Raw genomic sequence first — 26,911 nt, forward strand, 5'->3', positions numbered from 1 at the left:
GTATTTTTTTGTGGGGGCGTGACAATTATCACACACACATGCTATAAAATGAGTCATATTGAATTTACAGAGTTCAACGGCTTCCCCGGCTTCAGAACTCTCTGAGTTTCGCGATAGCCTTAAAGCGGTACTCGTTGTTCACGCAAGCTTTCATAACCAGTGCTTCCCCGGCGCTGGTTATGTCGTTTCTGGGCCTGCTTTTATCTCCGGATCATACTCTACCAAACTGGCAGCAGCTCCTTTGACAGGTGCAGGCAGTTTACTGTGCAGGCTTTTGTGAGGGAATTGGCGCGGTCCCACGCTCTTTCAACATGGATGCAATTGAAGGTGGCAGTTCTAGCGGAGCTTCCAGCAGTGGCACGCTCTCTGAGATTGTTAGCCGAGGCGGCTCCTCAGCCTCGTCCTGCAGGACCAGCTCTGGCTCTTCAACCCGGGCTGTGATGCCGTAGTTTTGCAAGAGCACTTTATCCAGACTTGCCAGAAATCCTCTTATACGGCGGGCATTGGTGCCAAAATCATGACTGCCGAAGCGGGACGCAGAGCGGATATCCAAAAGTGTACCGACCCTATCCGGCTGGATGCGAATGGCGACATCATCCTTCAAAGAGAAGTATGGCATGCGTGCTTCCATGAGCAGGTAGGTGGGCTCGTCCGGGAAACCCGCGGGTAACTCGTAAATCACCTTCCACCCCATGCTGGAGGCGACGCTGGAAACAGCGTTATGCAGCTCAGGAGGAGGCAGGCGGAACCGGCGCGGGACGATGTCTGGATAGCTGGCCTTTTGCATGAGCTGCTTGTCCTGCCCGATTTCATCATCAATACGATCTCCGGCAATCAGCGCAGGCGGCTCATCCATATCTGTTGAGACATCATTGAGTGGCGGGAACAGGTAGAGCCCCAGTGTGGCGATGAAAAGCGGGGCGAGGACGATGGCACCATAAAACGTGCCCAGAAAGCTGTTGCCAAACCCTTTGCCGCCGTTGTTCCACAGATCAACCACGGCCATGGCGGCCAGCACAATGGCAGCAGCCCCCATGAAAAAGCCGATCACGAAGAGAACGAGCAGCACCTCTGTGTTGAACAGCTCGAAGTAATGGCCTGCAACGGAGAGAATAAGAAACGGAATCGCAATTGCGCCGATACGACGACTGCGCAAGGCAGTGCGGGAATGTCTTAAGGGCAATTGCAGGGTCATTCTATCCCACTCTCTTCAATCTGCAGCTCAGAGTTTAACGTAACCATTCAGCATGAAGGTTACAGCTCTTTACTTTACGATACCAGATACTAGCAGTTCAGAATTACCGAGGGTTGAATACTGCTATTATTTTCGCGCAGATTTTAGGAGAGGGAGTTGCGGCGGATGAACCGCCGCATTCAGGAGACGCTATTAAGCAGCAGCGCCCTCGCCTGTCGCCTTCAGGCCAACCAGGTTCACAAGATCAGTCAGGCTGTCGAGCAGGTGATCACAATGGTCCTTCAGCTCTTCAGCGGTCAAAGCGCCGGTTGTTACGGCGACCCGCACCATGCCCGCGTTTTGGGCTGCATGCATATCGTGAAGGCTGTCACCCACCATGGCGATGTGCTGAGGCTCGATACCTGTGTGCTCTGCAAATCCAAAAAGCTGGCCCGGTTCTGGTTTTTCACCATGTCCGCTGTCGTAGCCCACAACGAAAGTGAAGTAGTCGAGAATACCAAGGCGCTTCAGCTGTGCAACGGCACTTGCTTCTGTGCCATTTGTCGCCAGACCGATCGGCAAACCAGCTGCAGCCAGAGCCTTGATCGATGATGCTGTATCATCAAATGCTGCAACACAGTCTGCCGCATGGTCCAGGATAAGGTCTTCAATACGGTCCAGGAACGCGCGGTTAAACTCAACACCAAGATGATTGGCCCATGGTTCGCTGTAATCGCTTGGCGGATTGGTCAGAATTGGGCTACCTGGTTGGCAGGCACAGCTGGCGTAATCAAACTTCACGAGATGGCCAAGCTCAGTGGCCAGTTTCAGATTTCCATCTGCCAGGTCCATCAGAACATGTTGGAGCACCGTGCCCCATGTCCTATTGAAATCAATGAGAGTTCCATCGCGATCAAACAGTACGGCGCGCACGTTCATTGTCATTTTCCTTCAGCGCATATGACGGTTTATATGGGAGACCGTCGTCGGGCGATTACCCGAGCAGAATAGTTCTTATGCAAGCGGCTCAATCTACGCACTTATACAGAGCATTACGAGCACCAATCACTATGAGCGATGCTAATCATTCGGCCACAAGCTTCTTGGCACACTAAATACACAGTTTTTTGTCAGTTTCGCAGTCTGGGAAATCGCGGCCAAATGTCACTCAAAATAGCCTGATACATTAATGGTTTAGTCGCGATAATTTTAACTAGCTCACAACCTGAGATCCTATCCTTTTGTATAATAATAATAATTTCCGGAAAGCCTGCTGAGCAATTAGTTAACGTCATGTTTCATGCATTCAAATTGCTGAGTTTATTGGGAAATTCCCCCCTCGAAATTAGATTGGCTTTTTTAGTTTTTTTGGCGCTAACATATTCATGCCCGATTTGAGTATCACTCCTGCATATGAGCTGACGCTTATATCGGGTTATCCGGCTACTCATTCCGGATAAGCATCGCGATTTCTGCAACACAACTTGTCCCAAGGGGACGGACTAAAATGGCCTTCGGAACGACTGAGCAACAAAAGAAAAACGCTAAACCTGATCTGGACAAACTTTATCGTCCAGTGGGCATTCAGGCTGTCAATGCTGCGAACTGCTGTAACGGCAAGCAGAAAGAGGCATATCAGCCTAAGGTTCAGGAAGAATATCCTCTTCCGACGGACTGATGCGTCAGGGCTACAAATCAGAGATTCCAGCTTGTTTTTCAAGAACTGAATTGCTTGATTATGTATTCCAATCACATTGATGACTGCTTCAATGCGTAAGCCACGCCTTATTAGGGCATGGCTTTACAGAGACTTGATGACCTGAACGGGCGTCTGGTTATCTGAACAAAGAAGGCGACCCGCAGGATTGCGAGCCGCCTTATTTCTTGCCGAGCCTGTAGAAGCATCAACCGTTATGTCTTCTGCATGACGATCCCACGGCCCTGCCCCATATCTAATTTTGCTTTCAATAGCGGCTCATGTTCTAGCGCTGATAAATGACCAAGCGCACCATGTTTGTGATGCGCTCTGCCTTCATCTGAAATGCATTATGGATACAGACGTACCTTATCCCACTGGTCTTCTGCACTGTCTCTTTTGAAGACAAATCTGTCATGTAGGCGGAAGGCACGATCGTGCCAGAATTCGATTTCCAATGGTTGCAAAATGCAACCGCTCCAATACCCAGGACGCGGAATATCACCAACAGCATATTTAGCAGCGTATTTGGCAACTTCTTTTTCAAGCGCGAAGCGGCTTTCCAATGGGCGGGATTGTTTGGACGCCCACGCACCAATGCGGCTTTTTCGTGGCCGTGAGTTGTAGTATTCGTCAGCCTGGTCTTCAGTTACGTGGATAACATTGCCACGTACCCGGACTTGCCTGCGCAAGCTTTTCCAGTGAAAACACAAAGCAACCTTAGGGTGAGCAAGAATTTCGCGGCCTTTTGTGCTTTCAAAGTTTGTATAAAACACAAAACCCTGTGGACTGTAACCTTTAAGGAGTAACATCCGTACATTGGGCATGCCATTCTCATCTACAGTCGCAACTGACATGGCATTAGGATCATTGGGCTCGCTCTTTTCTGCAAGCGCAAGCCATTCACCAAATAGTTGAAAAGGAACCTCTACGCTTTCAGAGTAACTATTTGTAAACTTTTCTTCCAGATTTTGGATGTCACCATTCATAGTTAATAGTCCCTTTAGGATCCTCACACTGTGGATGAACCGGAATTCGTTAAAACAACGGATTCAACCTGAGGCTCTAGTAGTAATATGGCAGTTTTGTATAGCAAGAAAACCCGTTTACGCCAGTCGTGTTCTGTCTCGGCTGCGCTCTTGCTGACACTTCCTGCCTGCACTCAAATGTCCATATCTGTGAACAACAGTGAGTATCAAGAACCTCTGAACCTGACAGAAGCAGTTGATACCAAGCAAAAGGTCGCGGATAGCGAGATTCATCGCACCGACCGTACGGTTATTACGAATACCATTGAGGAAGCTCTGAACGAGAGCGGGCAAACCAAGCACCGGTTTGCACCTATGGCCTGGACCAATCCTGTCAGCGGCAATAGCGGCACAATCACCTCTCTCATGTCTGTTGATAAAACAGAAAGCATTGCGGGTTGTACCGATTTTGTGACCAGCGCGAACACTGTTGGCGGTGTCAGAGCCTATCAGGGGCGCAGCTGCCCGGATACCAATCGTAAAATGAAGATTGTCCAGCTTGCTCCGTTCCAAACCGATGCAACTGTCACTGAATAACTCTTCCTCGCTTCAGTTTCGCAAATGCGACGTGTCCTACTAGATTAAAACCACTGAAATACTCACGTCTGATTAGCTAAGTTCGGCTACGGCTGCTTGCGCCCCATCGAACTCAAGGTTATGTAATGGGTGAGTTATAAACTGCCCTTATTTCAATTTGATGGATGACGATGAGAGATCCCTATTCTGTTCTTGGTGTTAGCAAAAATGCCAGTGAGGCAGAGATCAAGAAAGCGTTTCGCAAACTGGCCAAACAGTTCCACCCAGACCAGAATGCAGACAATCCAAAGGCTAAGGAGCGCTTCTCTGAAGCGAACCAAGCCTATGAAATTTTGGGCGACAAAGATAAGCGCGGACAGTTTGATCGCGGTGAGATAGACGCGGATGGCAAACCCAAGTTTTATGGCGGCCCGGGTGGCGGCGGTGGCTTCGAAGGTTTCCGTAATTCAGGGCGTCGTGGTGGTTTCCGGTTTGAGCAGGGCTTTGGCGAAGGCCACGGCGGTGCCGGCGGCCCTCAGGATGCTGGCGGTTTTGACGATATCCTCAATGATATTCTTGGTGGCTTTGGCGGCGGCAAACGCCGCAGCGCAGGCGGTGGAGAATCTCATTTCCATGCTGGCCCTACCAAGGGAGCTGATGCCAACCTCATTGCACGGGTGACACTTGAAGACCTTGCCCACCATGGCAAGGTTCAGGTGAAGCTGCCAAGCGGCAAGACTGTGAATGTAAAAATTCCGGCTGGCACGCAGAGCGGCGACAAGATCCGCCTGAAAGGGCAAGGTTTTGCCTCTGCCAAGAGTGGTCAGGCTGGGGATGCGCTGGTGGAAGTTCGCATTTCCACACACAAGCTCTTCAAAGTGGATGGAGAGGATGTTCGTGTAGATGTCCCCCTCACCCTTTATGAAGCCGTTCTTGGTGGCAAAGTACGCATTCCAACTCTCAGTGGTGCGGTTAACCTGACAATTCCTGCCAACACCAGCAGCGGAAAGACCATGCGCCTGAAAGGCAAGGGTCTGCCGAAGAAAGAAGGCGGTCACGGTGACCTTCTTGTTGGGCTTGAGATTGTCTTGCCAGAACAGACAGATGAAGAACTTGAAAATCTGATGCGCGTCTGGAAAGAAGTGAAGCCGTATTCGGCACGCGGTCCAGAGTTCGACTGATCATTACCAATGAGAAAGGCGGGTCACCCCGCCTTTTATTTTGCCACGCTTTGAATTTCTCAAAAGCTATGTGCTTCAACTAGCAAAGCTAAGCTTCGATTGCAGCTAAGCTGACTGGCGCTACGCTGTCATCTGGAACAAAGAAATCTGGCTGCAGATTCACTTTCGGATTCACGCGGTACTTGTCAAAATCGGTCATACCGTTTTCCGCCAGCAATGTATCATCAATGAAGAAGTTGCCGGTGGTGTCTGCTGCCGGTTTTGTGAAGATCAGATGCGCGGCATCTGCCAGAATGTCTGGTGTCCGGCTTGCCTGAACCATCATATCGCCGCCAAGCAGATTCTGAACAGCAGCCGTGGCAATGGTCGTGCGCGGCCAAAGAGCGTTTACAGCAATCTTCTTAGAGCGCAGTTCTCCGGCAAGTCCCAGTACAACAAGGCTCATGCCGTATTTGGCAATGGAGTACGGTGTATGGTTCTTAAACCACTTCTCCTGCATATCCAGCGGCGGAGAAAGCATCATGATATGCGGGTTTTCTGCTTCTTTCAGATACGGGATCGCCAGCTTAGAGCAGAGTAAGGTGCCGCGCGTGTTGATCTGGTGCATCAGGTCAAAGCGCTTCATGTCGATTTTCTGAACCGGTGTCAGGTTGATCGCACTGGCATTGTTGACCACAATATCGATGCCACCGAACTTTTCAGCCGCCGCCTTCATTGCATTCTCAACGCTCTCTTCGCTTCGCACATCAACCACGAGCGGGAGCGCCTGACCTCCGGCATCCTCAATCTCTTTGGCTGCTGTGTAGATCGTTCCTTCCAGCTTAGGATGCGGTTCTGCCGTTTTTGCAGCGATCACAATGTTCGCACCATCTTGTGCTGCCCGCTTGCCAATCGCGAGGCCAATTCCACGAGATGCACCGGTAATGAACAGTGTTTTACCCTTCAGACTTCCCATGTTTCCCCCAAATTCCTGAATTGAGATGCGGTGCTGAACACCGCATCTGAACGAGTTAAGCTTTGCTCATGAACTTCATGAAGGCTTCGCGGGCCTCATCAGACTTAAGCAGTTCAGCAAAGAGGCCGATTTCCTCAAAAATGCGCTTTTCAAGCGGCTCACGCTTGCCACGCAGCAGCTCTCTGGAAATGCGCAGGGCGTTTTGAGGCTTGGATGCAACCTTCTGCGCGATCGCAAGCACACGGTCTTCCAGCTCATCAGGAGAGACCACGTGATTTACGAAGCCTGCTTCCTTTGCCATCTCGGCGGTGAAGCTCTCACCCAGTGCCAGCAATTCGAACGCCTTGTGGTAGCCCATTGTCTCTGGGCCGATCAGCGTTGAGCCCGCTTCTGGAATGATGCCAAGGTCGGTGAACGGCGTTTTGAAGAGCGCGTTTTCTGTCGCAAACACCATATCGAAGTGGAACAGCATGGTGGTACCCACGCCGATAGCAGGACCATCAATGCCTGCGATTACAGGTCTGGATGGTTCATGAAGTGCGCCGAGGAATTTGCCAACACCGCCAGCTTCCAGGCCTTCGCCTGACATTGCTGCCTTGAGGAAATCTGCGATGTCGTTGCCTGCGGTGAATACGCCTGGGCGGCCAAGCATGACATGGCAGCGGATGCTTTCGTCTTCTGTCTTCAACGCATCTGCCATATCCATGTACATGGCCTGTGTCAGTGCGTTTTTCTTTTCTACGCGGTCCATGCGGATGATCTGGACTGCGCCGTTCCGTTCAATACTGATCATGTGTCCCTCCCAAACTGATTGGTGAGGCCTGTTCAACCTCACCTTTTAAATACGGTTGACTGCCTCTTGGATCAGGCAAGTTCAGCAGCGTCGAATGCAAGGATTGCTTCAGCTGCGCGTGTTACGTCGTCTTTCAGCGGTGCGCTCTCACCCAGAACAGTTTCTGCAAAGCTGCGCGCCATCAGGTAGCGTGGCTTCTTCAACGTCTCTGGTGCATCTTTGGATGCCAGAGCACCTTTTGCCAGTAAGCCAGCGCCCAAAGTGATGCCTGCCAAACGCAGATATGGTGTCGCACCTGCAAGCGCTTCCGGGATTTTCCCGTCAGCCTGTGCGCTCAACATCCATTCGGTGGCGGTTTCCAGATCAGCAACAGCTGCATCCAGCTTGGCACCAAGATCACCCAGTTCACCGGTGTTGTCTGCGTTTACACTTGCAGCGATCTCTTTGATCTCAGCGATGAGGCTGCGGACCTGATCACCACCAGACATTGGCAGCTTGCGCATCACCAGATCGATGGACTGAATGCCGTTGGTGCCTTCATAGATCGGAGCGATGCGCGCATCACGCAGATGCTGGGCTGCGCCGGTTTCCTCAATGAAGCCCATGCCGCCGTGGATCTGGATACCAAGAGAGGCCACATCGACACCAAAATCAGTGGAGAGGGCTTTTGCAATTGGTGTGAGCAAGCCAGCACGCTCTGCCCAGAACTTCTTCTGATCCGCATCCGGCGCGACTTTCGCCATGTCCAGTGCATGTGCGCAGGCATAACAGATTGCGCGGGCAACCTGTGTCTGCGACTTCATGGAGAGAAGGGTGCGTTTAATATCCGGATGAACTGCGATCGGGTCCATACCATCGGTCTTAGATCCGATACCGCGGCCCTGCTTGCGATCCAGTGAGAACGCCAGAGACTCCTGGAAGGCACGCTCTGCGATGCCGAGACCCTGCACACCCACTGCAAGGCGGGCGTTGTTCATCATGGTGAACATGCAAGCAAGGCCTCTGTTTTCCTCACCAATGAGCCAACCGATTGCACCGCCCCTATCACCAAAAGACATGGTGCAGGTTGGAGAGCCATGGATGCCGAGCTTGTGTTCCACACCAGCTACGGTCACGTCATTCTTCTCGCCAAGGCTGCCATCGTCATTGACGAAATACTTTGGCACTGCAAACAGTGAGATGCCACGTGTTCCAGCAGGCGCGTCCGGCAAGCGAGCCAGCACCAGATGGACCACGTTGTCTGTCATATCGTGATCGCCATAGGTGATGAAAATCTTCTGACCAGAGATTTTGTAGGACCCGTCTCCCACAGGTTCTGCTTTGGCACGTAGAGCGTTCAGGTCTGAGCCCGCCTGTGGCTCAGTCAGGTTCATGGTGCCTGTCCACTCGCCGCTAATGAGCTTCTCGAGGTACTTTGCTTTGAGTTCCGGGGAGCCGTGTTTCTCGATAGCCTCTACAGCACCTGTGGTGAGTGTTGGGCACAAGGTAAAAGCCATACTGCCCGCATTCCACATTTCGAACACAGCGACGTGGAGCATGTTTGGAAGGCCCTGTCCTCCGTACTCCGGATCACCTGTCAGCGCGCTCCAACCGCCCTGACGCCAACTGGTGTAAGCCTCTTTCCAGCCCGGTGAGGTTTTGACGCTTCCATCGATCAATTGTGCCGGATTTTCATCTCCAACCCTATTGAGAGGCGCGATCTCTTCCTCAGCAAACTTTGCGGCCTCGCCCAGAATAGCTTCGATCAAATCGTCTGAAAGCTCTTCCTGTCCCGGCTGCGCCTGAAGCTGCCCTAAACCGGCTACTTCTTTCAGCGTGAATACAATTTCACTCAGTGGTGCACGATACATTTTGTTTTCCTCCCCTTCTAAAGCCGCCTACCTTCCATATAGGGCCAGCAAACCGCCTTAGATATGTATTTACGCGTAGTCCTCACCGACACCTGGCGGCCACTCCTCGGAAATACGCGTATATTTGCGCATACTCTCATCCGAAAACCGACGCTCACGTCTCGGGAATACGCTATAGCGACTTGACGAATTGGCTTTTGCCCATCAAAAGGCCGCTACAGAATTTTTCCTGTTTGGGACAGTAGTGTGATTAACCTATACGTCAAGCATCCCTTAGAGGCAGGTAGCCCCCTACATTCGTCTTAGTAAGAAAGAAAAGGTATGAAACTCTGGCGCTTACACCCATCTGACACCCAGTTGGAAGACACGCAAATTTTCCAGGATATTTGCGATGCGCTGAGCGATGGAAAACTCGTCGCGATACCTACTGAGACGGTATATGGATTGGCTGCAGATGCAACCAATGGCAAAGCCTGTGCGAGTATATATGAGGCGAAAGGGCGTCCAAGTTTCAACCCCTTAATTTCTCATATAGACAGTCTGGAAGCAGCACAAACCCACGCTTTTTTTGATGACCGCGCTCTCAAGCTGGCCGAAGCCTTCTGGCCGGGGCCGTTGACTCTTGTGTTGCCGAAGCGGCCAACCAGCCCGGTCTCTGATCTTGCTGTGGCAGGTCTTGAGACAATCGCACTTCGGGTGCCTCGCTCCGATGTGATGCGGGCATTGTGCAAGCATACCGGGCGCCCGCTGGCGGCACCTTCGGCCAACCTTTCCGGGCGGATCAGCGGCACGACTGCAGAAGATGTTATCAACGATCTTAAAGACCACTTGTCTTACCTCATCGATTCCGGGGCGACATCTGTAGGCGTTGAATCAACAATCGTCTCGCTTGTGGGGAAACGCCCAACACTTCTGCGACCGGGTGGTCTGGCCCGTGAAGACATTGAAGCTGTGCTTGGTGAAACACTTGTGCGTGCGGGAACAGACGACAGCGCCCCAATGGCACCCGGGATGCTGACATCCCACTACGCTCCCAACTCCCACATTCGCCTGAATGCAGAGGATGTGGCGGAAGGGGAAGCGTTGATTACCTTTGGTGCTAATCTGCCCAAAGGCTCCGATAAAGCTGCCAAGCTGGTTCCTCTCAGCGACTCAGAAGATCTGACCGAGGCTGCTGCACGCTTGTTTACTGCATTGCGTCAGGCCGACCTTGGAGAAAACGGAAAAATTGCAGTCATGCCAATCCCTCATCATGGACTGGGGGAAGCTATTAATGACCGGCTCGCCCGTGCTGCTGCTCCCCGCGATTAAACGCTGTTCAGAACGCTGAAAACAGGCCGCGCCTTGCCTTCTTCTTTGTATTTTCCCAAGACCTCTCTGCCGCAACCCGTTGAGAGCACAGGATAACTACCCCTGAATACTTTGGGCTTATTGTAGAATTCCTTGTATTTATGCAACACCTAAAGAATAGGTGTTAACCTTTTCTCTTTCCGCTCAGTATGAATTCAAGGAGTGGGGGAATAATCAGCGTGCAAATTTAAAGAATTGGCCCAATATTACAGTCATGTATTTCTTAGAGATGCAGCGGACCTCCCCCACGAGCAACACAGATTGCTCGCACCTTTAATCCGGGGTTGCGTGTTATACACGCACTCCGGATTTTTCTTGTCTTACTCACGGGACAGCTGGGCATTCCACGCAGGCATAACCACTGAGATTTATCAGCACCTCATCCCAATTACCGAGATAAACTGGAGGGGTGTACAATTGACAGACTGCTCGGCAATGTGGACTTGTATATGTAATTCGCCCAATTTTTCACAGGATTGGATTTAGGTGCCATCACACTAGAGTAAGTGTGCTCACTTCACGCTCCAACTTCGCTACTGGAACGAGCTCTAAAATTGGCTGTGTATCTGACTTCATTTTTAACGGGTTCAATATCTTGAGTACTTTGCTGCTGCACCATCAGGCTTTTTTAAATCATCTTACTCCGCTTGGTCATCCAGAACGTCCCGACCGTTTGCGGGCTATTGATCGTATGCTGGAGAACGAAAGGTTCTTCATGCTGGATCGCGATATTGCACCATTTGGAACGTTTCAGGATATTGCCCGGGTTCACAGCTCTGACTACATCAACTCTATCCACAATATTAACCCTGAAGAGGGCCTTATCGACTTTGCGCCAGACACCAATCTGTCTCCGGGCAGCTGGGAGGCGGCGATGCGGGCTGTTGGCGGCTCAACACGCTGTGTCGATGAAGTGATGAGTAAACGCGTTTCCAACGCTTTTGCGGCATGCCGGCCTCCAGGACACCATGCAGAGTCAGCTCTTACCTCTGGTTTTTGCCTGTTTAACAATGCGGCAATTGCAGCCCGCTATGCACAGGACGTTTATGGGCTTGAGCGTGTGGCGATCATGGATTTTGACGTTCACCACGGAAACGGCACTCAGGAAATCTTCTGGAACGACCCAACCGTGATGTACACCTCCACTCACCAAATGCCGCTGTTTCCAGGCACCGGTGCAGTGAATGAAACGGGTGAGCACAACAACATTGTCAACTCCCCACTCACGGCAGGCGATGATGGAACTCAGTTCCGCGAGGCCCTTGATTACGCGATTTTGCCGCGCATCCGTGAATTCTCACCGGATCTGATCATTATCTCCGCGGGCTTTGATGCTCATGAACGTGATCCACTTGGCGGCCTGCGCCTCACAGAGCTGGACTTTGCGTGGGCGACCCGCAAACTCATCGAAATTGCGGATGATTGTTGTCAGGGACGTGTCGTTTCCCTTTTAGAAGGTGGGTATGATCTGGAAGGTCTTGCGCGATCTGCCGCCGCTCATGTAATGACATTGATGGATTACTAATTGGGAGTGCACCTACTCCCGACTGAGCGAGGACAGTTTGGTGACAGAAGAAGCAGCCGGTTCCATTGAAAACCTTTCCTTTGAGCAAGCATTAGCTGAGCTGGAAACCATTGTTCGCAATCTGGAGCAAGGCAACGTGCCTCTGGAAAAGAGCATTGAGCTTTATGCTCGGGGAGAAGCCTTGCGTGAAAAGTGCGATGGCTTGCTCAAAGCTGCTGAAGAGAAGGTAGAGAAAATCCAGATGAACACATCTGGAAACGCAGTTGGCACAGAAGCGCTGGACGAGCAATAAATTCAGCCAATATGGAATTGAAATTCTAGTTCTAAACACAATAACTAGAATTCTCTCTCCAGTACACGCGTTCATTTTTTCAACAGACCCCGCCTTGAGCGGGGTTTTTGTTTGCACCTGATTCAACAGGAACGCTGTTTTACTTAAATGATAAAAATTTCGTGATAATTTATTATTTAGCCTACTAAATAAAACTGGACAAAAACTATTGAGCACATAGCACACCCGTTATTCTATTGAGCCGATAAGTTTTAATTGGAACAATACTTAACCGGAGATATTTCACAGAATATTATTTCGAGGCAGAGAATACAAAGCACTGGATAGATCGTATAACCGACCGGACGGTCTAGTTTAAATCGACAAGTATTCTTCATTTATCGCCGGATATTGGTATAGGCAAAAAAAAGGGGGCTACGAAAACCGTAGCCCCAAGTCGATCACTGTGCACGTGGCCCCATCGACCACACATTCGACATAGGACGTTTCGTCGCAGATTGCATCACCCCATGGGGTGACAAAAGCGCAATTAATACTAGCAAATGAAAAAAAATACGTTCTCATCCCCTATTGACACAGGTTTTGAAGAGGCATCCCTACAAAAGGACCTAGCATAAACGATCAATTATTCATGACAGGCAATTGCACAGAGGGCAGGCTTGCTATAATCGTGGTCAATTACGGAAGACAGTCGTTTCGGCCATAATTTAGAACATATGCCATGGTCGGGTCGTTCTGTGTTAAGCTGCCAAATAGTCAAAAGACTTAAGAAGACCCTGATGTCCCTGCTAGATCAAATTCAAAACCCATCTGATCTCAAAAAGGTCCCCGAGGACCGCCTTCAACAAGTTGCTGAAGAGCTTCGAGAGGAGATGGTTGATGCTGTTTCTGTTACAGGAGGGCATTTAGGAGCTGGATTAGGTGTTGTTGAACTCACCGTTGCGCTCCACCATGTCTTCGACACGCCCAAAGATCGGTTGATCTGGGATGTAGGACACCAGTGTTACCCGCACAAAATTCTGACTGACCGCAAAGAGCGTATTCGCACACTGCGTCAGGATGGCGGCCTGAGTGGCTTCACCAAGCGCTCCGAGAGTGATTACGACCCATTTGGTGCCGGACACTCTTCCACTTCTATTTCAGCTGGCCTTGGCATGGCTGTGGCCCGCGACCTTGCTGGCGGCGATAACAATGTGATCGCTGTAATTGGTGATGGTGCGATGTCCGCTGGCATGGCTTATGAAGCCATGAACAATGCAGGCGCGCTGAACTCCCGCCTGATCGTTATTTTGAACGACAATGACATGTCAATTGCTCCACCTGTTGGTGCCCTTTCCGCGAGTCTTGCGCGTCTTGTTTCCGGCAAGACTTATAAGGGCTTCCGCGAGGCAGCTAAGCAGGTCGCAAGCGCATTGCCAAAACCGCTGCAGGAAAAAGCAGCGCAGGCAGAAGAGTTTGCCCGCAGCTTCTTTACCGGCGGCACTTTGTTTGAAGAACTTGGCTTCTACTATGTTGGCCCCGTTGATGGGCACAATCTGGATCACCTTTTGCCTGTCCTGAAAAACGTTCGGGACGCTAAAGAAGGTCCAATCCTCGTTCATGTGGTAACCCAAAAGGGTAAAGGCTATCTGCCTGCTGAGAACGCCAGCAACAAGTATCACGCTGTTGCCAAGTTTGATGTTGTGACAGGTGAACAGTCCAAACCGAAACCGAATGCACCTGCCTACACTCGCGTTTTTGCCAATGCGTTGATTGAAGAAGCAAACAAAGACGAGAAGATCGTTGGCATCACAGCCGCGATGCCGGACGGAACTGGTCTGGATGTGTTTGAAAAAGTTCACCCAACCCGCATGTTCGATGTGGGTATTGCTGAACAGCATGCTGTGACATTCGCCGCTGGTCTTGCCTCTGAGGGCTTCAAGCCGTTCTGTGCAATTTACTCGACCTTCCTTCAGCGTGGCTACGATCAGCTTGTCCACGATGTTGCGATCCAGAAACTGCCTGTACGCTTCCCGATTGATCGCGCTGGTCTCGTTGGCGCGGATGGTGCGACTCACGCAGGTTCATTTGATACTGCGTTCCTCTCTTGCTTGCCGGGCATGGTTGTTATGTCACCGGGTGATGAAGCAGAGCTGGTCCATATGGTTTCCACCGCTGCTGCTTATGATGAAGGTCCAATTGCCTTCCGTTACCCGCGTGGTGAAGGCATTGGCATTGATCTGCCGGAAGTTGGCATGCCTTTGGAGATCGGCAAAGGCCGCATCGTTAAAGAAGGTTCCCGCGTTGCTCTGGTTTCACTGGGTGGCCGCTTGCAGGAAGCCTTGAGGGCTGCTGATACGCTTGATGCGGCCGGTCTTTCAACAACAGTTGCCGACGCACGCTTTGCCAAACCGCTTGATACTGAGATGATCGGGCGCCTTGCCAAAGAGCACGATGTGCTGGTCACCATCGAAGAAGGTTCCATTGGCGGCTTCGGAAGCCAGGTGCTTCAGTTCCTCTCTGACAACGGCTTGCTTGATGGGTCTCTTAAAGTTCGCAGTATGATCCTGCCGGACGTTTTCCAGGACCATGCGAAGCCGGAGACGATGTACAAAGATGCGGGACTAGATGCATCAGGGATTGTGCGCCGTGTCTTTGAAACCCTTGGTAAAGCAGAGGATTTGCCGTTAAGGCTGGTGTAGAACATTGTATTTGTGTTCATAACTCATCAAAAAATTAAATGAGGGGCAGCTTTCGCTGCTCTCCTTATTTTCTTTTTGCATATGATATGTAGTGTGAACTCAGTTTTACATCGTTGGCTGGTGCGCGCATGATACTGCTGCTTGCAACCTTTGCGTCCTTGATGCTGTCCACCGCCCTGATTCTTGCAGGGCATGGACTTTCTTCGACGCTTATCCCCCTCAAAGCTGATTTGGCCGGATTTGGAGACCTCCAGATTGGTCTGATCTCGTCCAGTTTTTACATTGGCTTTGTGATTGGGTGTCTGTTTGGTCCGTTTCTCATTCTACGGGCCGGTCATATCCGTGCATTTGCTGCACTGGTTTCTTTGATGTCTGGCGCCGCGCTGCTCCACCCTATTCTGGTGGACCCTTTGGCGTGGGCACTTTTCCGCATCATTACTGGTGTGTGTTTTGCTGGCATCGTTTTGGTTGTCGAAAGCTGGTTGAATGACCGGGCAACTAATGAGAACCGTGGCACAGTCATGTCGCTTTACATCATCTGCTACCTGGGTGCGACCATGGGTGGCCAGCTGATGATTGTTGGCTTTGACGTTAGTACCTTTGTGCCATTTGCAATTGCATCCATTTTTGTCAGCGTTGCCGTGGTTCCCGTTGTGCTCACCAAAGCAGTACAGCCAGCTCCTATTACGCTAGTGCGCTTCCGCCCGATCAACCTTTATCAGACCTCCGCTGTGGCCCTGATTGGTTGTTTGCTGATTGGTCTTGCCAACAGCTCCATGTGGGCGCTGGCTCCGCTTTATGCCAAGCAGATCGGTTACAGCACCAACGAGGCAGCATATTTTGCAGCGGCCATCGTTTTGGGTGGTGCGATTACGCAGTGGCCGATTGGTCGTCTGTCTGACCGTGTTGACCGTCGTATCATTATTTTGCTTTTGGGCTTCGCCGCGGCAGCGGCAGCTCTAGTGCTCTTTACGCTTGAGAGCGGAAACTTCTGGACTACATTCACCGTATTCCTGATCCTGGGCATGGCCAGTCAGCCGACATACGCGATTGTTGCTGCCCACGCCTTCGACTATGTGGAAGCAGAAGACTACGTCGAGACATCTTCTGGTGTTCTGATGTCGAACGGAATCGGGTCGATGATTGGACCGACCGTTGCAGCAGGCCTGATGTTCAGTATCGGCCCTGAAGGGCTATTCATATGGGTGGCACTTGTTGAAGTCGCTCTTGCGCTCTTCGTTGTCAGCCGCCTGGTTATTCGCCCTGCGGACGAGGATCTGGAGAAGACAGACTTCGAATACGGTGCAACATCCAACATGGGTGCCGTGCTTACGCCTGATCCGCTAGATATCGAAGATCCTTACGTTATTCCGCCTGAAGAGTTCCCTGCCTACGAGCAGGATGAGGGCATGGCCTCAGAAGAAGTGGGTGATTTGCCAAATCGCAATGATGAGGATGAGAATCCGCCTACAACTGATGAGACTCAGGATAATTCCAGATTCCCTTCTGGCTGAGTGTAGACACACTCAGCGGAAGCAACTAAGAAAGACCCATGGTCAAGCCGAGTAATACATTACATGTACTCAGAAGCGAGCGGCATCCGCTCGTTTTGCTTGCTGGCGTTGCGATGCTGGCCCGAGTGCTGTTGCTTGTCCTGAGTTTTTCCAGCGCAGCTGTTGATCCTTCAGCCGCTGCGCTCATGCAGTTGTGTGCCCCTTCGGGCGGCTCACAGATTGCAAAGATTGAAGGCTCCACGCATACCGAAAATCCGCTGGGAATAGGCTGCGATTGCACGTTCATGTGCCCGCATACGTCCAAACAGGCGACTTATTTTTCGATAGAGCCCGAGAACTGGCAGAGTCCTACCCTTGTGGTTGCTGGTTCTCTCTCCCTTGATAGTGCTCTCGTAATTGACAGAAGCCTCCGTGGTCATAATTTCCTCATCCGAGCTCCTCCAGTCGCCTAGGTTTTCCCTTGATCAACAAAACCTGATTTGACTGATCTCATCTGCCTGAGTTTACAGGTAGGGAGCTATTCCTTGGATGATTATTATGAAAACACGTGCTCTTCTTGTTGCAGCAGCTCTTGTTGCATTCACCGGTTCTGCTGCTCTTGCGGACAGCATTCAACACGGTGATCTGACCATTAAAGATGCCTGGACACGCGCTACTCCACCAAAAGCAAAAGGTGGCGGGGCTTTCGTTTCTATCACCAACAATGGCAGCGAAGATGCGCGCCTGACAGGTGCAGTTTCCGGCTATGCCAAGCGCACTGAAATTCACGAAATGGCTGTGAATGATGGCATCATGAAAATGCGTAAGCTGGACGATGGCGTAGTTATTCCTGCCGGCGAAACACTTGAGTTGAAGCCTGGCAGCTACCACGTCATGTTCATGGGCCTGAACCAAGCATTCAAAATGGGCGAAGAGCTCAAAGTTACTCTGGAATTCGAAAAAGCCGGTCCAGTTGAAGTAACATTCCCAGTTATGAAAATGGGTGCAAAATCCGGCAAAATGCACCACTAACCAATTGAACTGTGCACGGGTGGATTAAGATGAACGTTGCGAAAACAATTCGATATGGAGCGTGGGCTGCAGTCGCATTGCTCGTTGCCGCAGTTTCTGCTGTAACAGTAATGAAGTTTGTGAAAGAGGATGTCCCGCAGGCTGCTACTGTGCAGATCGGTGGCCCGTTTGAGCTGGTTGATGGCAAGGGGCAAGTCTTTACAGACAAAAACCTTGATGGCAAACCAACTCTGATGTTCTTCGGCTTCACATACTGTCCTGATGTGTGCCCAACAACCCTCTCTGATATGCAGGGATGGATTGATAATCTGGGTCCGAAGGCAGATGACCTGAACTTCGTTTTCGTCAGCGTTGATCCTGAACGCGATACACCGGACGTTATTGCAGATTATGTTGCTGCGTTTGGGTCTCACGTCGTTCCACTGACTGGCTCCGTCGACCAGGTTAAAAAAGTCGTTAAAGACTACCGCGTTTATGCGAGAAAAGTACCATTGGAAGACGGTGATTACACCATGGACCACACCGCAGCGGTTTATATGCTGAATGGTGACTTGGATTTCGTGGGAACCATCAGCTATCAAGAACCTGAAGAAACAGCGCTTCCAAAAATCAGAAAGTTGCTTGGTAGCTCATAAAAGTTTAGGGTGTCTGAGAATTCAGGCACCCTTTTTTGGATGAAGATATGAAAGATCATGCAGCTCTCTATGCTGGCACAGCTGCCGTTGGACTTCTGCTGATCGCAGCCACCGCATTCCTTTGGATGCGTTATGGCAATTTGCTTTTCTCAGACAAACTGTTAAATGCACTGGCTGGTTGCTTCGGCCTTTAGGCTAAGCTTGATCCATATTCCAGTCAGGTGACATATGCGGCTTGATCAATTCCTCGTCGAACATGGCTATTTTGAAACGCGTGCCCGTGCTCGTGATGCAATCTTGCGGAACACGGTCGTTATAGATGGTACGCCTGCAAAGAAGCCTTCGCAGAAGATCTCAGGCAAACCCAACATCACTGTCGATGATCCGGCCTCTGACTATGTATCCCGCGCCGCTTTGAAGCTCATCAAAGGCCTGGAGCATTTTGAGCTCGACCCTGCTGGTAAGGTTTGCCTCGATATTGGCGCCTCGACAGGAGGCTTCACGCAGGTTCTGCTGGAGCATGATGCTCAGATCGTTCATGCCATTGATGTTGGGCATGATCAGCTGGCAGATAAGATCTCCAACAACCCACGCGTTGTCCGTAAAGACGGCCTGAATGCCCGTGAGCTGACGCTTGAGCATCTTGAAAGCCAGCATCCGGCATTTTTGGTTTCCGACGTGAGCTTTATCTCTCTGAAGCTTGCCCTCCCACCAGCTCTTGAGCTGGCTGCTGATGGTGCCTTAGGGGTCTTCCTCGTCAAGCCACAGTTTGAAGCTGGGCGTGAGCGGATTGGGAAAGGTGGTCTTGTTGCACCAGAGATTGCGGAACAGATCTCTGTAGAGCTGCAAGAGTGGATGAATACACAGCCGGGCTGGTCCGTGCTTGGTATTACTTCCTCCCCGATCAAGGGTGGTGATGGAAATGCAGAGTACCTGATGGCCTGCCATAAAACGCAATTATAGTTTTCGTGAACACCTTCTCCCGAGGCACAGAGGTGCTCGGGAGAAGGTGTTCCTGTGTGCTTTTAAGTTATGTGCGTAGCTGAGACACGAAGCCTTCCACGCGATCTTTGAGTTCATCTGCTAGATCCGTGAGATCCACAGACGCCTTTTTCACACTCAAAGCAGAGTTGCTGGTGTCTTCAGCCGCTTTGCCAATGTCATTCACGCTGGCAAAAACCTCTTTGGTCCCATTGGATGCAAGCTCAGCGCTGCGGGCAATTTCACTGGTTGCCACGCCTTGCTCTTCAACTGCAGCGGCAATATTGGATGCCACTTCATCTAGCTCGCTGATGGTTTTGGAGATCCCTGCGATCTCATCAACAGCTCCCTGCGTTGCTTCCTGAACGCCGCTGATCTGTTCAGCAATGCTTTGGGTTGCCCGCCCTGTTTGATTGGCCAGATCCTTCACTTCATTGGCAACAACGGCAAACCCTTTGCCAGATTCCCCTGCTCGGGCCGCTTCGATGGTTGCATTCAAGGCGAGAAGGTTGGTCTGATCGGCAATCGCATTGATGATGTCAATCACTTCGCCAATTTTCAGCACGGCCTCGGAAAGACCACGCACGGTGATGTTGGTTTGTTCAGACTTAGAGACAGCCACCGCAACCGTTCTTGAGGCCAGGTCGACCTGCATCCCAATTTCGCGAATGGATGCTGTCAGCTCCTCCGCAGCAGAACTCACGGTTTGTACGTTAACAGAGGTCGCCTCAGCTGCATTTGCCCCCGCCTGGGCACGCGACTGTGCTCTTGAGGCAGCTGGCTCCAGCACCTCTGCATGTGACTTCATGCCTGTGGCAGCAGATGAAACAGTTTGAACAACGCTGCCTACACTCTTTTCAAAATCAGAGACAATCTTCGTGCGTGTCGCCTTTTCTTCAGCTATGCGCTTGCTTTCCTGCTCTCTCTTGTCTGCCTCCATCTCCTTGACTTTGATGGCGTTGTCTTTGAACACACGCACCGCTGTGATCATGTCAGAGATCTCATCTTTCTGGCGGCGCTCCGAGATATCAACCTGCAGATTTCCTGATGCCAATTCCCCCATTACCCGGGTCAGAGAAGAAATTGGCTTGCTCAACGAACTGGCAAATATCCATGCGCCCAGAGCTGCAAGGAGCGCGAGTACAACGCCCAAGACAGAGACAAGTGAGAACATCTGATTAGATGCCTCAAGGATTTTGCTGCGTGGGATGGTTATGACCAGCAGCCATGGCTCTTCGGTTTTTGCGATGCTGATTGGAACACCCACTTGTAGCATTTCAACATCACCGACTTGCGTGTTGGTTAGAATGCGCGTTTTTCCAGAGGTTAACGGCTCAAGAATTGCTTTTGAAAACCCAGCGCTACCTGCAGCTTTGGACACAAGCAGACTGTCTGGATTGGAAACAATTGTTCCGGAAGAGCTGATCAGCGTGAGGTAGCCTTCCTCATAAGGATGCATTCCATTCAGCCGCTCCTGAATGTCAGAAAGAGCAATATCGACACCAGCAACACCGTCTCTGGCTCCAAAGCCATCCACTGGCACAACAAGAGACGTGATTAGGGTATCGACGCCGCCAACAGAATAGATGTAGGGCTCGAGGATGATCTCATCGCCACTTCTTTGAGCAAGCAAGTAGTAGTCACCTGCACCATCTTTTTCATAATCGACGAGTGCTTCCCGGCCTATCTGTCCACCTGAGCGGAACCAATATGGGATAAATCGTCCAGTCTGGTCATGAAACGGCTTGTTGGCCCAGTCCTGATCCTTGCCATCAAACGCATCAGGTTCCCAAGCGGCCCAGCTGCCAATCAGCTGCTCGTTGCTCTGAAGGACACCTTTGAGGATCTCAGCTGAAGCTGCGCGATTGGCGTCCCCGCTTTTTCTGAGTGCGTCCAATGCATTGGCTGTATTGCGCGCAACAGCAAAAGATTGATCCAGTTCAGCTTTAACGACGGCTGCACTTTCCTTGGCAATTTCGTTTGAGAGCCTGATTGCTTGTTCTTCGATAACTCCTGCCCCAATGAACAAGACAGACCCCGATGAGGCAACCATCGACACCAGTGCAATCACGACAACCCAAAATGTCAATTTCCCTTTTAATTTTAAAGACGGCATTGAAAACTCCTACAGAACATCGCCGATTTTTTTGGGAAAGTTGCAGCCATAGAATGTATCACCATACGCATGCAACCCGCATATTCCGTTGGGAAATCGATCAAATAGACAAACAAAAAGTTTATTTCAGAGAACATTTTAAATAGATCGGCAAAATCTATTCAGAAACTCAGTATAAAGTGTCGCACAGCACACCTATACAGTAATTTTCCACATTACCTTTGCGTCACAGACGATGGCTTCCCCTAGATCAAATCGAAGACTAAACATCGCTGCTCAATCACGCTCCAACGGAATGCCAAACTTCGCGACATCAAGCATTGCATGTATCGGAGCGGCGCTGTAAACGCAGTGCCATGTCTAAGAAGCCTGAAGCCACTGTAGAAACCCTCCGTATTGCACGCCTTGCCCATAAGGGTGATGGTGTTGCTGAGACCGATGCCGGACAGATCTTTGTTCCCTATACACTGGAGGGCGAGCTTGTCAGCGCCCAGGTGCAAGGCGCACGTGCGGAACTTAACGAGATCATCGAGCCGAGCCCGCATCGCATTGCGTCCGTATGCAAGCATTTCAGTACATGTGGCGGCTGCTCTTTGCAGCATATGGATGAGGCTTCCTACAAGGACTTCAAGCGCCAACAAGTGGTTGACGCTCTGGCCTCCCGTGGCATCGAAACGCCAGTGGAAGATGTCGTGGTTTGCGGCAAGGGCAGTCGCCGCCGTGCAGTCTTTGCAGCTGTGAAGGCAAGCCATAAAGTGCTGTTTGGCTATCACACAGCCAAATCCAACCGCCTTGTCGACATTGAAGAATGCCCAGTGATTGCGCCTGAGCTCATGAAGGCTGTACCAGGACTTCGCAAGCTTGCTGGTGAAATTCTGCCGCGTAAGGGCGAACTGAAGTTCACCGTGACGACAACACAGAGCGGCCTTGATGTTGCTATTGGTGGGTTGGGCAAAAACAAAGACAAGCATTACCTTGAACTCTCACAGGCTGCTGTTCAAAATAACTTTGCACGCCTGACTGTCGATGGTGAAACAATTATCGAAATCCGCCCTCCCCTGCTGGATATGAGTGGTGCGGCTGTTCCAATTCCGTCAGGCGGGTTTATTCAGGCAGCCTTGAGCGCCGAAAAAACCATGGGTGATCTTCTTTCAGAAGGTCTGAGTGGTTGCAAACGCGTGGCTGACTTGTTCTGCGGTGCGGGTACTCTGACTTTCAAGATCGGGCAGTTTGCCAATGTGCATGCGGTGGAAGGTGAAGCAACTTCACTGAAAGCGCTTGATCTTGGGCTGCGCCGTGCCAAGGGCCTTAAGAAGGTTACGACTGAACGCCGGGATCTGTTCCGCCGACCAATTGTTGCTAAAGAGCTCGATAACTTCGGCAAGGGGTTTGATGGCGTGGTGTTTGATCCACCGCGTGCTGGTGCGCTTGCCCAGGCACAGGAACTTGCGAAGTCTCCAGTCAAGAAGATCGTTGCTGTTTCGTGTAGCCCTGCCAGTTTTGCTCGTGACATTCGAGAGCTGCTGGACGGTGGCTATCAGATCAAGCGCGTAGTACCGATTGATCAGTTCCTCTATTCCCCTCATGTTGAAGTGGTTGCCTTGCTGGAGCGCGGCGCATAAGCGGTAATTATGCAGGCGACAAGTTGCGAGTAATTTGCAGTCTTCCCTGAATTTTCAATATTTGCCCTAAGTTTGGAAGCCCGTGTTACGTAAGTTTCACGAGTACTGAATATACTCTCACCTGTTGTTAACGCGAACAGGTGGCCGAGCTATTGATCAAGGGCCTTTCGGTTTTTGCAGCTATCATTTGCATTGTGCTGGGCCTGCTGACGGTCTGGACGCCTATTCCTACCGGCGTACCGCTGCTGGCGCTGGGGACGGTTCTGCTGATCGCTACAAGCCGCAGGTTTGCCAAGTTCGTGCGGCGGCATCGGAAAAATTTTGTTTGGCTCAATCAGGCTCTGCATTGGATTGAGGTGCGTTCCAGCGGGCGGTTTAAGAAGATCATCAGACGAACGCGTCCACGCTATTTCAGGAAGCGTCAGGGTAAAGGTCAGCCTTCGCCTAAAGATAACAATACTAAGTCCGCTGCATAATTTCCCAGAGCAAGCAAATCAGATAGGATCTTTTCCAATTACAGGAGAAGTATATGCCGGCTTACGTCATTGTTGATACAAAAATTGAAGATCCTGTCGCCTATGAAGATTACAAGGCTCAGGCTCGTCCTATTGCAGAGAGCTATGGCGGCGTTTACAGAGCGCGTGGCGGTGATATGGATGTGGTCGAGAGTGACTTATGGACACCACGCCGTCTCGTCATCGTGGAATTTCCAAGCATGGAAAAGGCACAGGCGTTTTTGAACTGCCCTGAATATGCACCTGTCGCCAAAATCCGTCATGGTGCAGCTAAGTGTAGCCTGACAATTATCGATGGGGTGTAAGTTCTGGGAGCATTAGGTGCTCAGGCCGCCACTGACGATAATGAAAGGTGCGGCATCATTCAGGTTGAGTGCTGACCAATCTCCATAGGAGGCTGTTGCCCGCAGGCCGACGGCTTCCAACAGGTCGCGGATATGATCGCGATGCACGAAGCGGCGCATGTTGTTTCTGGAGTAATGCTGGCCGTCGCTGTCGTAGTGGGTCTGCATGGACACGAGACCGTTTTTGTCTGGCCCTGCTGTGTCCTGCCACAGCGATACTCTTTGCCCTTCAACCGAGCGCACCAAAAGCGGTTTGCCTTTTTGACCCCACTTCTCCCATGGGCGCGCTTTCGGGTTTTCCATGCCGAATGCGAATTTGCCATTTGGTTTGAGGTGAGCAGCGATGGTTTGGAGGACGAGGATCTGGTCCGTGTTGGTTGCGAAGGCCTGGAAAGCATTGCCAGTGATGATGATGCGGTCGAATTTCTGATTGAGATGCACCGTACGGGCATCTGCCTCCAACCACGTTACTGTCTCTGATCGTTTAACAGCTTGCGCAATTTTCTTCGGATTTCGGTCAACACCAACAGTGTTTACACCTTGTTTGGAAAGCGCGTTGGACAGCGCACCTGTGCCGCATGCAATTTGCAAAACGCTTCCACCCGGCGTGCAAGCGAAGTTGAAAAGATAGTCATCATCTGCCCCCCAATCTTTATCCAGACTGGTAAAGCTGCATGTGTTTCCCTTTGTCTCCGTGCGGTTCAGCTGCATGATAATTGCCTTCCGGGTGCTGTCCTTCCTAATAAAAGTTAGGTTAAGAGTGTTAACGTCTTGTAACAGGATAAGCGGATTTGCGGCCAAACAAAGAATTCTGAGGTATTTAATCTGCCCAATGATTGTTTATAGATCAGTGTTGCAGAGAAACATCATTGGCCCCGCCAGAACTGTCTAGTTCTTTGCAAGAGGATCTCAGGGTCACACGCAAGGAGATGTAAATCCACTTCAAGTACTGGTGCGTTCGACTTGGCTTGCTTCAAGCGCCAGTTCTTTCTCATGGCCCGTCGCGGCATAGACTGGGGCTCTCGCTTTACGAGGCAGTCATCAATCGGGTCTTTGAGTTTGATGTGCAGCTGGTTGAATTCCATGGTGCGGACAGCTGTTTTGTAAAGGGAAAGCTCAGCAATTGCTGACCAGCGCAGAACGCCAAGCCTTTCCAGATAGAGCCCGGTCTCATTGGCTGCGATTTGAGGCCGTTTATCGACGAAAGGGTAATGCCAGTGAACGCTGAGAAAAACGGGTAGTGATGCCAATGCAGGGATCAGTGAACCACTTACAATGCCCGTACCAAGAAGAGCTGCCCCGAGCAGCAGACTGCCGTAGACAACGGGCTCGCCCGTCCCTTTTCGATAGCCCAGTGTGAATGGTTCAGCCGAGCTTTGCTCTTCCTGCCATGGATCAAGATCAAACTGAGACATGCCCCCGCCACTTTCCATATTGCGCCGGGGGCCTGTTGATTAGTCCGCCGGAGTTTCTGTTGCTTCAACTTTCAAGCCGAAGCCTTCAAGGCCAACATAGTGGCGCTCACGCGATGCAATAACCCGGATGGAATTGGCTCCCAGATCTTTCAGGATCTGCGCACCGAGACCAACTTCGCGCCAGTCTTCAGACCGGCCTTGAGCGGAATCGTGTTGCTCATGCTCAGCAGCTTCCAGATTATCACGATGACGGTTGGACTTGCTTGCGACGCCTACCGCACCTTCACGCAGGTAAACAATAATGCCTCGGCCTCGTTCCGCAAAGTCTTCCATGATTGCTTCCAGAGGTTTGGTTTGCCCAAACACATCATCTAGAACGTTTTCCAGATGGAGCCTGACCGGAATATCCTGACCATCACGCACGTCGCCGTAAACCAGCGCCAAGTGGCCAACATTGTCGAACGGAGTAGAATACACGATGGCACGTGCCTTGCCTGCTGTTGTCTCTACATCGAACTCGTCGATACGGCTCACAAGGTTTTCATGACGCTGACGCCATGCGATGAGATCCGCGACAGAAACCATTTTCAGGTTATGCTCACGGGCGAAGTCTTCAACCTGCTCACCGCGCTTTACGGTGCCGTCATCGTTGACCAACTCACTGATGACGCCAACTTCCGGCAGACCAGTCAACTTACACAGATCGACTGCAGCTTCCGTGTGACCGGAGCGCATGAGGACGCCGCCCTCTTTTGCGACCAATGGGAAGATGTGGCCCGGACGGACGAAATCAGCTGCGCCAGCATTTGGATTGGCAAGGCCACGAACTGTTGCACAGCGCTGCTCAGCTGAAATGCCTGTTGTCAGGCCTGGCGCATAGTCAACGGAGACGGTGAACGCAGTCGCCAGTGGAGCGTCGTTGTTGGCGACCATCGGCTCAAGGTGCAGGCGCTTTGCTTCTTTCAGCGTCATTGGAGCACACACGATCCCGGAGGTGTGACGGATGATGAATGCCATCTGCTCAGGGGTGATCATGTTGGCTGCTACAATGAGATCACCTTCGTTTTCGCGATCATCATCGTCGGTTACAACAACCATCTCGCCGTTTTCGAAAGCGCGCAGGGCTTCGGCTACTCTTGTTTGAGACACGACGTACTCCTTGTTTTCTTTTAGTCCGAGAAAATCGTTGGGGGTCACCTGATGGCCCGTCGCTTCAGCGATTTTTTGGGCCATTTCTCGAGAAATCCATGCGCTTGGGTCATTGCACAGAGCCGTTACAGATGCAGGAGACAAACCAGCGCGGCGTGCAAAGGCACTCCTGCTTTCACCAGCGTCTTCTAACCATTCAGTCAAGCGCATAATCCTAGCCCCTTGGCCTTGCAATTTTCAGTGATACTGAAATCGCGCTTTTGAACTCGGAAATCAAGGGGCAAATCGAAAAAAGCTTGCCGCTTTCTACCTAGGTCGTATCTGTGGGTGATCTTGAGGTGAATAAACGGTTTGCGGCTTTGTACGAACACGCTCGATTGCATGCTTTGGGCCTGCCCCGAGTTCGCAAACTGATCAAAGAAGCACTTAAAGCACCACATGGCCTTCCATGCAGTGTTGAACCAGAGTTCCCGATAGTCGGGATGAGCAAGGCGGCAGGCAATACCTGCGCTGTTTGTTAAGTTAGTTTCTTCGGCATTGGCTACACGCCTTGCCCGGGCTTTCTTGT

Annotated in this window: 26 protein-coding genes; 16 read left to right on the forward strand and 10 right to left on the reverse strand. The window is 51.2% G+C overall.

What is annotated here, in order from left to right; all coding sequences use genetic code 11:
* Positions 1-259 precede the first annotated feature (259 nt).
* A complete protein-coding gene (locus DHN43_RS04140; protein WP_108817798.1) occupies positions 260-1,195 on the reverse strand; it encodes a DUF1499 domain-containing protein in 936 nt (311 codons plus the stop codon).
* 192 nt (positions 1,196-1,387) lie between these two features.
* Positions 1,388-2,113: an HAD family hydrolase gene (locus tag DHN43_RS04145; RefSeq protein ID WP_208994813.1), complete on the reverse strand. Its 726-nt coding sequence runs from the start codon at positions 2,111-2,113 to the stop codon at positions 1,388-1,390.
* Between the two features lie 568 nt (positions 2,114-2,681).
* Here DHN43_RS04145 and DHN43_RS27160 point away from each other — a divergent pair.
* On the forward strand, positions 2,682-2,852 hold the full coding sequence (locus DHN43_RS27160; RefSeq protein WP_167550269.1) for a hypothetical protein: 171 nt from the start codon (positions 2,682-2,684) through the stop codon (positions 2,850-2,852).
* A 368-nt stretch (positions 2,853-3,220) separates the two neighbouring features.
* Here the strand turns inward: DHN43_RS27160 and pdxH are convergent, their stop codons facing one another.
* Positions 3,221-3,847: a pyridoxamine 5'-phosphate oxidase gene (gene pdxH / locus DHN43_RS04150; RefSeq protein WP_373456179.1), complete on the reverse strand. Its 627-nt coding sequence runs from the start codon at positions 3,845-3,847 to the stop codon at positions 3,221-3,223.
* Positions 3,848-3,946: 99 nt separating this feature from the next.
* Here pdxH and DHN43_RS04155 point away from each other — a divergent pair, with 99 nt between their 5' ends.
* The gene (locus DHN43_RS04155; protein WP_108817800.1) at positions 3,947-4,435 is read left to right on the forward strand and encodes an RT0821/Lpp0805 family surface protein; all 489 of its coding nucleotides are present in this window, start codon (positions 3,947-3,949) and stop codon (positions 4,433-4,435) included.
* Positions 4,436-4,605: 170 nt separating this feature from the next.
* A complete protein-coding gene (locus tag DHN43_RS04160) occupies positions 4,606-5,595 on the forward strand; it encodes a DnaJ C-terminal domain-containing protein (protein WP_063302392.1) in 990 nt (329 codons plus the stop codon).
* A gap of 88 nt (positions 5,596-5,683) precedes the next feature.
* On the opposite strand, the gene DHN43_RS04165 is transcribed toward DHN43_RS04160, so the two are convergent.
* From DHN43_RS04165 to DHN43_RS04175, 3 genes are all read right to left on the reverse strand, one after another.
* Positions 5,684-6,550 (reverse strand): SDR family oxidoreductase, encoded by an 867-nt coding sequence (locus DHN43_RS04165; protein WP_057464897.1) that lies wholly within the window; start codon positions 6,548-6,550, stop codon positions 5,684-5,686.
* Positions 6,551-6,605: 55 nt separating this feature from the next.
* Complete coding sequence (locus tag DHN43_RS04170) at positions 6,606-7,343, reverse strand: crotonase/enoyl-CoA hydratase family protein (protein WP_108817801.1); 738 nt, start codon at positions 7,341-7,343, stop codon at positions 6,606-6,608.
* Positions 7,344-7,414: 71 nt separating this feature from the next.
* Positions 7,415-9,193, reverse strand: coding sequence for an acyl-CoA dehydrogenase (locus DHN43_RS04175; RefSeq protein ID WP_108817802.1), 1,779 nt, complete (start codon positions 9,191-9,193; stop codon positions 7,415-7,417).
* Between the two features lie 321 nt (positions 9,194-9,514).
* On the opposite strand from DHN43_RS04175, the gene DHN43_RS04180 reads away from it, so the two are divergent.
* From DHN43_RS04180 to DHN43_RS04220, 10 genes are all read left to right on the forward strand, one after another.
* Complete coding sequence (locus DHN43_RS04180; protein ID WP_108817803.1) at positions 9,515-10,504, forward strand: L-threonylcarbamoyladenylate synthase; 990 nt, start codon at positions 9,515-9,517, stop codon at positions 10,502-10,504.
* Between the two features lie 643 nt (positions 10,505-11,147).
* Positions 11,148-12,068: a histone deacetylase family protein gene (locus DHN43_RS04185; protein WP_108818004.1), complete on the forward strand. Its 921-nt coding sequence runs from the start codon at positions 11,148-11,150 to the stop codon at positions 12,066-12,068.
* Between the two features lie 37 nt (positions 12,069-12,105).
* Positions 12,106-12,360, forward strand: a complete 255-nt coding sequence (locus DHN43_RS04190) for an exodeoxyribonuclease VII small subunit (protein WP_208985567.1) — start codon at positions 12,106-12,108, stop codon at positions 12,358-12,360.
* A gap of 779 nt (positions 12,361-13,139) precedes the next feature.
* Positions 13,140-15,041 carry a 1-deoxy-D-xylulose-5-phosphate synthase gene (dxs, locus tag DHN43_RS04195; RefSeq protein ID WP_108817804.1) on the forward strand — a complete coding sequence of 634 codons (1,902 nt, stop codon included), beginning with the start codon at positions 13,140-13,142 and terminating at the stop codon, positions 15,039-15,041.
* A 128-nt stretch (positions 15,042-15,169) separates the two neighbouring features.
* Positions 15,170-16,555, forward strand: coding sequence for an MFS transporter (locus DHN43_RS04200; RefSeq protein WP_057465021.1), 1,386 nt, complete (start codon positions 15,170-15,172; stop codon positions 16,553-16,555).
* Positions 16,556-16,593: 38 nt separating this feature from the next.
* Entirely contained in the window at positions 16,594-17,007 is a 414-nt protein-coding gene (locus tag DHN43_RS04205) for a hypothetical protein (RefSeq protein WP_108817805.1), read from the forward strand.
* A gap of 85 nt (positions 17,008-17,092) precedes the next feature.
* Positions 17,093-17,566 (forward strand): copper chaperone PCu(A)C, encoded by a 474-nt coding sequence (locus tag DHN43_RS04210; RefSeq protein WP_208988769.1) that lies wholly within the window; start codon positions 17,093-17,095, stop codon positions 17,564-17,566.
* A 29-nt stretch (positions 17,567-17,595) separates the two neighbouring features.
* Positions 17,596-18,201, forward strand: coding sequence for an SCO family protein (locus DHN43_RS04215; protein WP_063293796.1), 606 nt, complete (start codon positions 17,596-17,598; stop codon positions 18,199-18,201).
* Positions 18,202-18,248: 47 nt separating this feature from the next.
* Entirely contained in the window at positions 18,249-18,395 is a 147-nt protein-coding gene (locus tag DHN43_RS27165; RefSeq protein WP_164845264.1) for a hypothetical protein, read from the forward strand.
* Positions 18,396-18,429: 34 nt separating this feature from the next.
* Positions 18,430-19,164 (forward strand): TlyA family RNA methyltransferase, encoded by a 735-nt coding sequence (locus DHN43_RS04220; RefSeq protein WP_108817807.1) that lies wholly within the window; start codon positions 18,430-18,432, stop codon positions 19,162-19,164.
* Between the two features lie 67 nt (positions 19,165-19,231).
* Here DHN43_RS04220 and DHN43_RS04225 read toward each other — a convergent pair whose 3' ends face one another.
* Positions 19,232-21,298, reverse strand: coding sequence for a methyl-accepting chemotaxis protein (locus DHN43_RS04225; RefSeq protein WP_108817808.1), 2,067 nt, complete (start codon positions 21,296-21,298; stop codon positions 19,232-19,234).
* Positions 21,299-21,654: 356 nt separating this feature from the next.
* Between DHN43_RS04225 and DHN43_RS04230 the strand changes: the two genes are divergently transcribed.
* From DHN43_RS04230 to DHN43_RS04240, 3 genes are all read left to right on the forward strand, one after another.
* Positions 21,655-22,920: a class I SAM-dependent RNA methyltransferase gene (locus tag DHN43_RS04230; protein WP_108817809.1), complete on the forward strand. Its 1,266-nt coding sequence runs from the start codon at positions 21,655-21,657 to the stop codon at positions 22,918-22,920.
* 140 nt (positions 22,921-23,060) lie between these two features.
* Positions 23,061-23,396, forward strand: coding sequence for a hypothetical protein (locus DHN43_RS04235; protein WP_208994815.1), 336 nt, complete (start codon positions 23,061-23,063; stop codon positions 23,394-23,396).
* A gap of 53 nt (positions 23,397-23,449) precedes the next feature.
* Positions 23,450-23,740, forward strand: coding sequence for a DUF1330 domain-containing protein (locus DHN43_RS04240; RefSeq protein ID WP_108817810.1), 291 nt, complete (start codon positions 23,450-23,452; stop codon positions 23,738-23,740).
* A gap of 12 nt (positions 23,741-23,752) precedes the next feature.
* Here DHN43_RS04240 and DHN43_RS04245 read toward each other — a convergent pair whose 3' ends face one another.
* The 3 genes from DHN43_RS04245 to ribB form a co-directional block, all read right to left on the reverse strand.
* On the reverse strand, positions 23,753-24,490 hold the full coding sequence (locus DHN43_RS04245; RefSeq protein ID WP_108817811.1) for a class I SAM-dependent methyltransferase: 738 nt from the start codon (positions 24,488-24,490) through the stop codon (positions 23,753-23,755).
* Between the two features lie 155 nt (positions 24,491-24,645).
* Positions 24,646-25,194, reverse strand: a complete 549-nt coding sequence (locus DHN43_RS04250; RefSeq protein WP_208994816.1) for a hypothetical protein — start codon at positions 25,192-25,194, stop codon at positions 24,646-24,648.
* Positions 25,195-25,233: 39 nt separating this feature from the next.
* Positions 25,234-26,553: a 3,4-dihydroxy-2-butanone-4-phosphate synthase gene (gene ribB, locus DHN43_RS04255; protein WP_057464887.1), complete on the reverse strand. Its 1,320-nt coding sequence runs from the start codon at positions 26,551-26,553 to the stop codon at positions 25,234-25,236.
* Positions 26,554-26,911 lie beyond the last annotated feature (358 nt).

The sequence above is a fragment of the Pseudovibrio sp. Alg231-02 genome (genome assembly GCF_900143565.1).
Taxonomy (GTDB): Bacteria; Pseudomonadota; Alphaproteobacteria; order Rhizobiales; family Stappiaceae; genus Pseudovibrio.